Annotated in this window: 12 protein-coding genes; 3 read left to right on the top strand and 9 right to left on the bottom strand. The window is 73.7% G+C overall.

Annotated elements, in window-relative coordinates; genetic code table 11:
• Positions 1-35: 35 nt before the first annotated feature.
• A complete protein-coding gene (thiD, locus tag ACLV7J_RS05325; RefSeq protein WP_411868081.1) occupies positions 36-905 on the top strand; it encodes a bifunctional hydroxymethylpyrimidine kinase/phosphomethylpyrimidine kinase in 870 nt (289 codons plus the stop codon).
• A gap of 33 nt (positions 906-938) precedes the next feature.
• Here thiD and ACLV7J_RS05320 read toward each other — a convergent pair whose 3' ends face one another.
• Positions 939-1,154, bottom strand: a complete 216-nt coding sequence (locus ACLV7J_RS05320) for a Nif11-like leader peptide family natural product precursor (RefSeq protein ID WP_255126122.1) — start codon at positions 1,152-1,154, stop codon at positions 939-941.
• A 141-nt stretch (positions 1,155-1,295) separates the two neighbouring features.
• Between ACLV7J_RS05320 and ACLV7J_RS05315 the strand changes: the two genes are divergently transcribed.
• Both ACLV7J_RS05315 and ACLV7J_RS05310 read left to right on the top strand, forming a co-directional pair.
• Complete coding sequence (locus ACLV7J_RS05315; protein ID WP_411868080.1) at positions 1,296-1,439, top strand: chlorophyll a/b-binding protein; 144 nt, start codon at positions 1,296-1,298, stop codon at positions 1,437-1,439.
• A 109-nt stretch (positions 1,440-1,548) separates the two neighbouring features.
• The gene (locus ACLV7J_RS05310; protein WP_411868079.1) at positions 1,549-1,995 is read left to right on the top strand and encodes a DUF1499 domain-containing protein; all 447 of its coding nucleotides are present in this window, start codon (positions 1,549-1,551) and stop codon (positions 1,993-1,995) included.
• On the opposite strand, the gene ACLV7J_RS05305 is transcribed toward ACLV7J_RS05310, so the two are convergent.
• The 8 genes from ACLV7J_RS05305 to ACLV7J_RS05270 form a co-directional block, all read right to left on the bottom strand.
• A complete protein-coding gene (locus ACLV7J_RS05305; protein WP_411868078.1) occupies positions 1,985-2,566 on the bottom strand; it encodes a pyridoxamine 5'-phosphate oxidase family protein in 582 nt (193 codons plus the stop codon). The two genes, ACLV7J_RS05310 and ACLV7J_RS05305, sit on opposite strands and share 11 nt — an antisense overlap.
• Complete coding sequence (locus ACLV7J_RS05300) at positions 2,563-2,943, bottom strand: hypothetical protein (protein ID WP_411868077.1); 381 nt, start codon at positions 2,941-2,943, stop codon at positions 2,563-2,565. Before ACLV7J_RS05300 ends, ACLV7J_RS05305 begins: the two co-directional genes overlap by 4 nt.
• A gap of 87 nt (positions 2,944-3,030) precedes the next feature.
• Positions 3,031-3,549 (bottom strand): phycocyanin subunit beta, encoded by a 519-nt coding sequence (locus ACLV7J_RS05295; RefSeq protein ID WP_411868076.1) that lies wholly within the window; start codon positions 3,547-3,549, stop codon positions 3,031-3,033.
• Between the two features lie 20 nt (positions 3,550-3,569).
• Positions 3,570-5,192 (bottom strand): AAA family ATPase, encoded by a 1,623-nt coding sequence (locus ACLV7J_RS05290; RefSeq protein ID WP_411868075.1) that lies wholly within the window; start codon positions 5,190-5,192, stop codon positions 3,570-3,572.
• Positions 5,193-5,240: 48 nt separating this feature from the next.
• Positions 5,241-6,101, bottom strand: a complete 861-nt coding sequence (locus ACLV7J_RS05285) for an acyl-CoA desaturase (RefSeq protein ID WP_411868074.1) — start codon at positions 6,099-6,101, stop codon at positions 5,241-5,243.
• A 69-nt stretch (positions 6,102-6,170) separates the two neighbouring features.
• On the bottom strand, positions 6,171-7,112 hold the full coding sequence (locus tag ACLV7J_RS05280; RefSeq protein WP_411868073.1) for a PfkB family carbohydrate kinase: 942 nt from the start codon (positions 7,110-7,112) through the stop codon (positions 6,171-6,173).
• A gap of 4 nt (positions 7,113-7,116) precedes the next feature.
• A complete protein-coding gene (locus ACLV7J_RS05275; RefSeq protein WP_411868072.1) occupies positions 7,117-8,313 on the bottom strand; it encodes a mechanosensitive ion channel family protein in 1,197 nt (398 codons plus the stop codon).
• Entirely contained in the window at positions 8,310-9,665 is a 1,356-nt protein-coding gene (locus ACLV7J_RS05270) for an extracellular solute-binding protein (protein ID WP_411868071.1), read from the bottom strand. The genes ACLV7J_RS05275 and ACLV7J_RS05270 overlap by 4 nt, the downstream gene beginning before the upstream one ends.
• Between the last annotated feature and the right edge of the window lie 51 nt (positions 9,666-9,716).

The following is a 9,716-nucleotide window of genomic DNA, read 5'->3' as shown; positions in this document are numbered from 1 at the left end:
CGTCTGTTCACGCCGGATCTCCTTCGCTTGCCGCCATGGCCCCGTCTTCCCTCGTCCCCCCGGCCCGGGAGCCCCAGCCGGCCCGGCCGCTCACACCGCCGGTGGCCCTCACCATCGGCGGCAGTGATTCGGGGGGCGGTGCCGGCATCCAGGCCGACCTCAAGACCTTTGCGGCCCTGCAGGTGCACGGCTGCTCGGCGATCACCTGCGTGACGGCCCAGAACACCCGCGGCGTGGAGCGGGTCGATGCCCTGGCGCCGGAGGCCGTGGCGGCCCAGGTGGCGGCGGTGCTGAGCGATCTGCCGGTGGCGGCCCTCAAGACGGGGATGCTGCTCAACCGGTCGTTGATCGTCGCCACCGCCGAAGCCCTGGCCCAGCTGCCGGCCGCGGTGCCGCGGCTGATCGATCCGGTGATGGTGTCGCGGGCCGGAGCGGTGCTGCTGGAGCCCGAGGCGGTGGCGGCCTACGCCGAGCTGCTGCTGCCCGGCGCCGACCTGCTCACCCCCAACATCCATGAGGCCCGTCTGCTCACCGGCCTGCCGGTGGCCGACGCGGCCGGCCTGGAGGCGGCGGTTCTGGCCCTGGCCGCCCTGGGGCCGCGGGCGGTGCTGCTCAAGGGCGGCGGCCTGCCGGGGTTCCAGGGCGTCGATCTGCTCTGGGACGGCAGCGCGCTGCACTGGTTGCGGGGCGCCTGGATCGACACCCCCCACAGCCACGGCAGCGGCTGCACCCTGGGGGCGGCGATCACGGCGGAGCGGGCCCGGGGCCTGCCCCTGCTGGAGGCGGTGCGCGCCGCCAAGTCCTACGTGGAGCGGAGCCTGGTGCACGCCCTGGCGATCGGCGGCGGCCAGGGGCCCCTGTGCCACTGGAGCCGGCAGCTGGAGCCGGGAGCTCCGGCGAGCTGAGGGGCGCCCGGCGCAGCCGGCCAGCGGCTCCGCTCAGTTGTATTCGCCGGGGATGTCGTTCTTGGTCACGGTCACGCGGCCGATCCGCTGGCCGGAGGCCCGCAGCAGTTCGTCCCCGGAGAATTCGAAGCCCAGGGCCAGGGCCAGCTGGGCCACGTCGTCGGCGGTGGCGGCCGCCTGCACCTGCTGGCGCAGGGCGGGATCGTCCTGCACCCGGGCCAGGAAGCCGTGGAGCTGCTCGCGGGACATGGGCAGAGGCGGCGAACGACGGGGCGATGCGCCAGTCTCCCAGCTATCCACCGCCGGGGCCTGGCGCTGCGGTATCGCAAGATTCCGCAACCTTGCTTCAGGACTCGTTACAATCCGGATGTCCACAAGTTTTCGCCACCCATGGCTTCCTCCGATTCCCGCTTCGGCTTCGTGGCCTTCGCCGAGACCTGGAATGGCCGTCTGGCCATGCTCGGCTTTGTGATCGGCCTTGGCACCGAGCTGCTCACCGGCCAGGGCATCCTGTCCCAGATCGGCCTCGGCTGAGTCCGCGCCCCCTGGGGCCGCGGTCCCGCCTGAAACCACTCGCCGCCTCCGCCTGGCCTTCCGTTGCCGGCAGGGGCGGCTTTGTTCTGTGCAGCCTTCCCGCACTCCGATGATTCCGTTGCGCCGCCTTCTGTTGTCGCTGGCCCTGGCCTGGCTGGTGCTCGTCGCCGCGCCGGTCCCCGCCCGGGCGTCCCTGCTGCACCTGGAGGGGCCCGTTCCCGAGGACCTCGGCGTCCGCGGGGGATCCCTCGCCGCCTGCCCGAGCCCGGCCCACTGCGCCCGCGCCACCTGGTCCAGCGCCGATCCCGCCGCGGACCTCGCCCGGTTGGCGGAGGCCGCCGCGGCGCTGGAGGGCACCTCCGTCGTGGAGCGCACGCCCACCTATCTCCATGCCACCGCCACCAGCCGCCTGTTCGGCTTCGTGGACGACCTGGAGCTCTATGCCGATGCCGCCGCGGGTCAGATCCAGGCCCGCTCGGTCTCCCGGCTCGGCGATTCCGATCTGGGGGTGAATGCCCACCGGCTCGAGGAGCTGCGCCTCGCCCTCAGGGATTGAGGGCCTGCTCGGCCCACCCCTCGGAGGCCCGCCAGCGCCGGCGCCGGTGGGGATGCCCCACAAGCTCCAGCAGGTCCACCTGCTCCAGCTCGAAGCGCAGCAGTTCGAAGCTGGCCGGCAGCGGCGTGTCGTCGTCCAGTTCCGCTGGGAAGGCGGCGCCGGCCTCCAGGGGTTGCCCCGGCGCCGGCCAGCCCCACAGGGCCCGGCCGCTGGGCTGCAGCTGCTGCCAGTGCTGCCGGCGGGCGGCTTCCAGGGGCTCCGCCTCCAGCTCCAGGCGCCGGCCCCGCAGCCGGAACTGACTGCGGGCCTTCGGCAGCAGCCAGCACAGCTCCACCCGGGGATCGGCCTGCAATTGCGCGGCCTTGCTGCTGCGCCCATCGGTGAGCAGATCGAGGCGGGCCGGGCCCCCCCAGCCGCGGAACACCAGGGTGCGCACCCTGGGGCTGCCATCACCGGCCACCGTGGCGAGTTGCAGCCAACGCGCCTGGGGCGCACGCCCCTCCCGCTGGCGGGCGGCCCGCAGCAGCGGCCGCCAGGGGGGCAGATCCGGCGGTCGCTCCGGCTGGCTCATGGCTCCCGGTCGCAGGCGTAGCGGCTGATGCCGCCGCGGCGCTGCCTGAACTCCGGGTGCTCCGGATCGGCCGGGCTCCACCACCAGCGCCCATCGCTGTAGCTCGGCGGGCCGGCGTTGTTGGTGCGCGGCAGCGCCAGGGTCTGATCCCGCCACTGCAGCACCACCACGGCCCCCGGCACGGTGCCGGCGCTGGTGTTGGGGATGCCGCCGGCATCCACCGCGCCGTTGTCGTAGAGGGCCACCAGCGGCTCACCGTCGCAGCGGTAGGAGCCGCCCTCGGGTGCCGGCAGGGCCGCCAGGGGCATCGCCGCCTGGGCCGCCAGGGGCGTCAGCCCCAGCAGCAGGGCGGTGATCAGGGCCAGCAGAGCTGCCATGGCAGTCACAAGAGAAAGCCGCCGGCAGGCCCTGGTGAGGGCTGCCGGCGGACGGGGAGGAACGGAACCGGGCGATCAGCCCAGCGATCAGGCGACGGCGGCGGCGGCGCGGTCGAAGTAGGTGCCCACTTCGCTCATCAGGGCCGAGCAGTCGCCGGGGGTGATGCCGTTGCGGTCGCCGGCGATGGCCAGGGCGGTCTCCTTCATCTTGCGGATGCCCTCGGCCACGGAGGCGCCGGGCACGCCCAGGGCCAGGTAGGTCTCGCGCAGGCCGTTGAGGCAGCGGTCCTCCAGCACGGAGGCATCACCCACGAAGATCGCGTAGCTGATGTAGCGCAGCACGATCTCCATGTCGCGCAGGCAGGCGGCCATGCGGCGGTGGGTGTAGGCGTTGCCGCCGGGGGCGATCAGGGAGGGCTGCTGGTCGAACAGGTCGCGGGCGGCGCCGGTGACGATCTTCGAGGCGTTGGAGGTGATGCGGTTCACCGTGTCCATCCGCTTGTTGCCATCGGCCACCAGGGCGGCCAGGGCGTCGAGCTGGCCGGCGTTGAGGAACTCGCCGCGGGCATCGGCCTGGGCCACGACCTTGGTGAAGGCGTCGAACATGGAGAACTGTGTAGGCGTCCTCAGGAATCTAGGGGTGGCCCCGGGGGCGGCGCGAGAGGCGCCGGGGGCTGCGCGAGCGGCTCCACGGCGGCCAGAGCTTCCAGCAGCAGGGCCGCGGTGGCGGCCCCATCGCCGTCGCCGGCCGCCGTGGTGGGCACCCGCAGGGCCCAGCTCCGCTCCTCCCCCTCCAGAGGCTCCCACTCCAGGAGCTGCTGCTCCAGCACCGCCAGGTCCGCATCGGAGGGATCGAGCCCCCGCCGCTGCCGCGCCTGGATGCGGGCGCGCGCCAGCTCAAGCGGCGTCTGCAGTTCCAGGATCAGCAGCGGCACCCCCAGCTCCCGGGCCAGCGCCTCCATCGGCCGCCGGGCCCGGCGCAGGCCGAAGGTGGCATCCACCACGGTGAGGCAGCCCGCCGTCAGCAGCTGGCGGGCCAGGGCCGGCAGCCGCTCGGCGAACAGCTCCTCGCTCACGGCCGGCGCGTAGGGATCCCCCTGGCGCTCGGCGTGCGCCGGAATCCCCCACAGGCCGAAGGGCCGCTTGCGCTCCACGTCCGAGCGCAGCCGGATTGCCCCCAGCCGCTCCACCAGCTCCTGGCTCAGCCACGACTTGCCCGACCCCGAGGGGCCATGGGTGAGCACCAGCGCCACCGGGCCCGCTCGCGTGCTGTCGAGGGCCAGCTGGAGGTAGGCCGCCAGGTCGGCCAGCTGGGCCATCCGCTCGGCCGATCCCAGCCCCGGCTGGGCTCCGCGCAGGCCCGCCACCTTGGCCCGCACCGTGGCCCGGTACACCGTGTACCAGGGCCACAGCGCCAGGCCCTGGCGATCGCCCGTGAGCTCCAGCAGGCGATCCCGCAGCCGGTGGGCCAGGTCCGGCCGGCCCCGCTCCGCCAGGTCCATGGCCAGGAAGGCCAGTTCGCTGATGGTGTCGATCCAGCGCAGCTGGGGGCTGAACTCCAGGCAGTCGAAGGCGGCGATGCGGCCTTCGCGCAGCAGCAGGTTGCCCAGGTGCAGATCCCCGTGGCCCTCGCGGATCCAGCCCTGCTGCAGGCGCTGCTCCAGCAGCGGCCGCAGCCGCTCAAACTCCGCGTCCACCCAGGGCCCCAGCTGGGCCAGGGCCGGCTGGGCCTCGGGCACGGCCGCCAGGGCCCGCAGGTTGGCGTCCACGGGGGCCCGCACCGCCTCCGGCGTGCCGAAGCCGCTGCCTGGCCGGGCCACGGCGGCGCTGGCCTGGAAGCGGGCCAGGTCCTCGGCATAGGCGTCGAACGCGGCCGTCCCCACGGCCCCCCGGGCCAGGGCGGCGGGCAGGAGATCACGCTGGGGGAACTGGCGCATGCGCACCGCGTGCTCGATCACGGGCCCATCGCCCTGGAAGCTGGCCCGCTCGGCGGGACCATGCACCGGCGCCAGGCCCAGGTAGAGGTCCGGCGAGAGCCGCCGGTTGAGGCGCAGCTCCTCGCGGCAGCAGTGCAGCCGCTGCTCGGGGCTGGAGAAGTCGAGGAAGCCGAAGTTCACCGGCTTCTTGAGCTTGTAGGCGTAGGCGCCCGCGAGGATCACCCAGGAGGCGTGGGTCTCCAGGAGCTCTAGGGCCTCCACCGGATGGCCGTAGGCCTCGGGCCGCAGCAGGGCCGCGATCATCGGGTCCATGGCGGGCGCTCCAGGCGGGGGCGGCTAGCCCCCACTGTGGGATGCCCGTTACGAGGCAGCCCGGGCCAGCAGCGCCCGCTGGGAGGGAATCCGCAGCCTGGAGGCCAGGCCCAGCCCCTGCAGCAGCCGGATGAAGCGGTAGGTGGGGTCCGGCAGCAGCCGCAGGCTTCCGCCCTCCACGGTGATGCCCTGGCGCACCGAGCCCTGGAAGGCGTGGTGCAGGTTGTGCCAGCCCTCGCCCAGGGTGATCAGGGCCACCCAGCCGTTGTTGCGGCTGGCGTCACCCGTGGCGAACGGCTGATCCCCGAGCAGGTGGGCCACCGAGTTGACACTCGCCACCCCGTGGAACAGCAGCGTGGTGCTCAGGCAGAAGGCGCCGAGCCAGGCCAGGCCGCCCAGCTGCCAGGAGAGGGCCGCCAGGGCCAGAACCGGCAGGAAGTGCAGGCGGTCGATGGCGCGCAGCACCGGATCGGCCTCCACATCGGCCGGCAGGCTTTCGGGGTAGAAGCTGGGCGCCAGCAGCCAGCCGGCCTGGGAGCGCCAGAGGCCTCGCCAGCCGCCCACTGGTGCCAGGGGGGTGTGGGGATCCCGGGCGGTCTCCACGTGGCGGTGGTGCTGCTGGTGGTGGGCCTTCCACCAGCTCGGCCCCATCTGGCCGGCCGAGGCCCCCACCAGGGAGCCCAGCCACCACACCAGCCGCGGTGCCTGGTAGCTGCCGTGGGTGATCAGCCGGTGGTAGATGGCCGTGGTGGCCAGCATGCGCACCAGGTAGAGCCCCAGGGCCCAGAGGGCGGCACCGAGGGGCAGGCCGGTGCGCAGCAGGATCAGGCAGCCCAGGTGGCTGAGGATGATCAGAACGGGCCCGAGGGCGTAGAGACAGCGGCGAAGGACGGGCAGGGTCCGCTCCATTGCGAACTATGAAGCTAATCGGGCGGCGGTCGGGTGCCGGCCGGTTAGCCGCCCGATCGGCCCTCGGGTTTAGCGGCCAGTCTCGGGGGGCAGCCGCAGCTGGCCGGCATAGGCGCCCCGGGCCGTCACGCAGGCGGCGCCGCAATGGCAGCCGAGGCTGAGGCTGTCCGCCAGGTCCCAGCCGGCGGCAAGCCCGGCGGTCACGCCGGCCGCGAAGGAGTCGCCGGCGCCGTAGGCATCGAGGGCCGGCGTGGTCAGCGCCGGGGCCAGGAAGCGCCCGCCCGGTTCCACCAGCCCGCCGGCGGCGCCCGCGGTGGCGATGCGCAGGGCCGGCGCCACCGCCAGGTCCTCGGGCTCCACCCGCTCCGCCGGATCGAGGCCGCTGCCGATCAGGGCATCCAGGCGCACGCCGGAGTCGCGCAGCACGGGCAGGCGCACCCGCGGCGTGGCCGCCAGTCGCCGCGCCCGCCGGGCCAGGCGCAGGCCCTCGGCATCGCTGGCGGTCACGAAGACCCCATCGCAGTCCGCCAGCTGCTGCCAGGGCAGCGGATCGGCTGCCGCCGGCGCCAGCCGTTCGCCGATCACGGTGATCGTGCGCTCCCCCGCCCCATCCACGAAGCTCACGCCCCGCCGCGTGGGGGCCTCGCGCCAGGCCACGTGCAGCTCCAGCCCCAGCGCCTCCAGCTCGGCGGCGGCCCGCTCGCCCAGGGCGTCGCGCCCCAGGGCGGTGAAGAAGGACACCCGCTGGCCGGTGAGCCTGGCCATCTGGGCCGCCACCACGGCCCCGCCGCCGGCCGCCTGCTCCAGAAACCAGCTGGCCCGCTGGATCTCGCCCGCCGCCGGCAGCGCGGGAACGCCCACGAAGCTCACCACCTCCACATGTCCCACCACCGCCAGCCGCAGCGGCGGCAGGGCCGGCAGTTCCGCCAGGGGCCGGCAGGGCGGCGGTCCGGGTTCCCGGCGCTGGCCATCGCCGCGCGGGGAGGTGGGTTGGTCTGGAGTCGGTGGCATCGGCTCAGGCCTCATGAACCACCTGCTGGGGGTAGGGGATCTCGATGCCCTGCTCGGTGAAGGTGTGCCACACGGCGGCATTCACGTCGCTGCAGATCGAGACGTTGTCCATCGGGTTGGCGATCCAGAAGCGCAGCGCATACTCCACCGCCGAATCGCCGTAGGCCAGCAGCAGCGCCTTCGGGGCCGGCTCGGCCAGCACCCGCGGCGTGGCCAGGGCCGTGGCCTCCAGCAGCGCCATCACCTGCCGGGGGTCGTGGCGGTAGGAGGCGCCCACGCTGATCTGGCTGCGGCGCAGCCGGTCGCTGCCGGTATAGGTGGTGGTGGTGGCGGTGAAGAAGGTCTGGTTGGGGATCACCAGCTCGGCGTTGTCACGGTCGCGCCAGAGCACGGCGGCCCGCAGGCCCAGGCTGCGCACCTCACAGGGATCGCCGTCGATGAAGAGCACCTCGCCCGGCCGCACCGAGCCCTCGAACAGCAGCCACAGGCCGCTGATGAAGTTGGAGAACACCTCCTTGATGCCGAAGCCCAGGCCCACCGACAGGCCGCCCGCCACCGCCAGGATCGCCGTGGTGTTGAAGCCGATGTGATCGAGGGCCCAGAGGATGCCCAGGCCGATCACCACGTAGCGGAGCATCAGCTGCAGGGCGCGGCGGCTGCCGTCCGTGAGGCCCACGCCCTTCTGCACCAGCCAGGCCGCCCCCGCCGCCGGCGGCCCCGATCCCATCACCAGCACGTAGACGATCAGCAGGGCACCACCCAGATCCCCCAGGTTCACCTCGGCCCCGAACCAGCGACCCACGGGGGTCACCCCCAGGTCGGCGAGGTTGTCGATCTTCTCGATCAGGGCCAGCCCCGCCACCAGAAGGAACCCCGGTCGGATCAGGCGGCTCTCCAGCAGCTGCAGCGCCTTCGGTTCGATCACCCGTCCCAGCAGCCGGTGCAGCCAGCCCAGGGCCTGCCAGCCGGCCACCAGCTCCGCCAGGAACAGCGCCAGGCCCACCGGCTGGCGGGCCAGGGCCAGGGCGCCGATGCCCAGGCCGATCACCGCCAGCGGCAGCAGGGCAGACCAGCGGCCCCGGGGCCGGCGCAGCCGGGCGCCCACCAGCAGCGGCAGGACCACCACCAGCAGCTGCAGCAGCACCGGCCCCCGCTGCAGGTAGCCGAACCAGCCCAGAATCCGATCCAGCAGCTCGATCATGGCGACGGCCTCATCAGGGCGATCAGCGCGTCGGTGGCCTGCTCGGGGGTGGTCTCGCCGAACACCAGCCGCACCAGTTCCCGCAGCAGTTGCGGAAAGCGGGAATCACTGGCCGGCAGCTCGTGGGCGATCCGGTTGCTGACTTCCCCCTGGCGCTGGGCCGCCACCAGGGCAGCGAGCACCGCCGAACTGGCCACCGGTGCGGGCACGTAGCGGTTCACGGGCAACACCTCCTGGGTGGAGACCGTGAGTTCGCGCTGGATCAGGGGGTTGATGCTGAAGCGGGCCAGGGCGTCGGCGAGGCGGCGCTGCGCGGGGCTCGAATCCACCCCGAAGGCCAGCATCCGCAGGCGGTTGATCGGGGTGGGTTCGCCGCCGGGACCGCCGGGCAGGGATGCCACCCCCAGCTGGTCGCCCAGGCTGTGGCGTAGCCGCGACAGGCTGGCGCTGCGGCAGGGGATCCAGTCGAGCCGCCCGGCGACCATCCCCCGGATCAGGGCCTCATCGTCGGGGAAGTAGTTGACCCGCTCCTGCAGGTTGGCCGCCTGCAGCCAGCGCAGCCAGCCGAGGATGGCCCGGTGATCACCGCTGCTGAGCCGCTGGCCCTCGGCGGCCCGCTGGATGGCCGGGGCGGCGCCGAGGCTGCCGGCGGTCCAGAACAGCTCCCCGGGGGTCAGGGCCAGGCCCACCTCCACGTCCTGGCCGCTGGCCCGCAGCAGTCCGGCCAGATCGCTGGGGCTGCTTGGAAGCCGGCGGCGGTTGAAGCAGGCCAGCTGGGGCTGCTGGAACACCGGCATGCCCACCAGGGATCCATCCGGCAGCTGGGCCCGCCGCAGCACCGACGGGGTCAGCTGGCGCGTCACCGGGTTCGGGAAGCGCCTGGGACGCGCCAGGCCCAGGCGTTCCAGGTTGTGGGCTGTGCTGCCATTCACCAGCATCAGATCGGGCCCGAAGCCGGCGGCGTGGCGCGCGCCCAGTTCCCGATCCAGCTGGTCCTCCCGGTACACGGCCACCGAGACCGTGACGCCGGGATGGAGCTGGCGGAACGCCCGAACCAGCGCCGTGCTCTGGCGCTTCTGCTCCTCCAGCATCGCGCTGGTCAGGCCCTGGGTGGTGTGGATGCCGATGGCCAGAAACAACGTGCCGCGCAGCTCGTCCTGGGGAGCGGTGGAGCCCGCCGGATCCGAGCCCGGGGACTGGGCGGTGTGCGGTTTGGCTGGCTGCCCGGGGGTCTGTGCCAGCGGGTTTCCCGGGGCCCTGAAGCGCGCCAGGCCCGCGGCCAGCAGGCCCACCAGGACCACGGCGCCGGCCAGGAGCGGCAGCGACGGTGACGGCCGATCGGGGAACTTCACCGCCGCAGGCTAGGGACCTCCAGGCCTGCCAGCCAACGGGGAGCCGCGCGG

Origin of the sequence: Vulcanococcus limneticus LL (genome assembly GCF_943369875.1) — a bacterium.
In the GTDB taxonomy this organism is placed as follows: domain Bacteria; phylum Cyanobacteriota; class Cyanobacteriia; order PCC-6307; family Cyanobiaceae; genus Vulcanococcus; species Vulcanococcus limneticus_A.
This window is presented reverse-complemented; position numbering and strand designations above follow the sequence as displayed.

What these genes read in the sequence shown, in the direction of transcription:
- thiD (WP_411868081.1), top strand. Translation starts at nt 36, where the DNA reads ATGGCCCCGTCTTCCCTCGTCCCCCCGGCCCGGGAGCCCCAGCCGGCC.
- ACLV7J_RS05320 (WP_255126122.1), bottom strand. Translation starts at nt 1,154, where the DNA reads ATGTCCCGCGAGCAGCTCCACGGCTTCCTGGCCCGGGTGCAGGACGAT.
- ACLV7J_RS05315 (WP_411868080.1), top strand. Translation starts at nt 1,296, where the DNA reads ATGGCTTCCTCCGATTCCCGCTTCGGCTTCGTGGCCTTCGCCGAGACC.
- ACLV7J_RS05310 (WP_411868079.1), top strand. Translation starts at nt 1,549, where the DNA reads ATGATTCCGTTGCGCCGCCTTCTGTTGTCGCTGGCCCTGGCCTGGCTG.
- ACLV7J_RS05305 (WP_411868078.1), bottom strand. Translation starts at nt 2,566, where the DNA reads ATGAGCCAGCCGGAGCGACCGCCGGATCTGCCCCCCTGGCGGCCGCTG.
- ACLV7J_RS05300 (WP_411868077.1), bottom strand. Translation starts at nt 2,943, where the DNA reads ATGGCAGCTCTGCTGGCCCTGATCACCGCCCTGCTGCTGGGGCTGACG.
- ACLV7J_RS05295 (WP_411868076.1), bottom strand. Translation starts at nt 3,549, where the DNA reads ATGTTCGACGCCTTCACCAAGGTCGTGGCCCAGGCCGATGCCCGCGGC.
- ACLV7J_RS05290 (WP_411868075.1), bottom strand. Translation starts at nt 5,192, where the DNA reads ATGGACCCGATGATCGCGGCCCTGCTGCGGCCCGAGGCCTACGGCCAT.
- ACLV7J_RS05285 (WP_411868074.1), bottom strand. Translation starts at nt 6,101, where the DNA reads ATGGAGCGGACCCTGCCCGTCCTTCGCCGCTGTCTCTACGCCCTCGGG.
- ACLV7J_RS05280 (WP_411868073.1), bottom strand. Translation starts at nt 7,112, where the DNA reads ATGCCACCGACTCCAGACCAACCCACCTCCCCGCGCGGCGATGGCCAG.
- ACLV7J_RS05275 (WP_411868072.1), bottom strand. Translation starts at nt 8,313, where the DNA reads ATGATCGAGCTGCTGGATCGGATTCTGGGCTGGTTCGGCTACCTGCAG.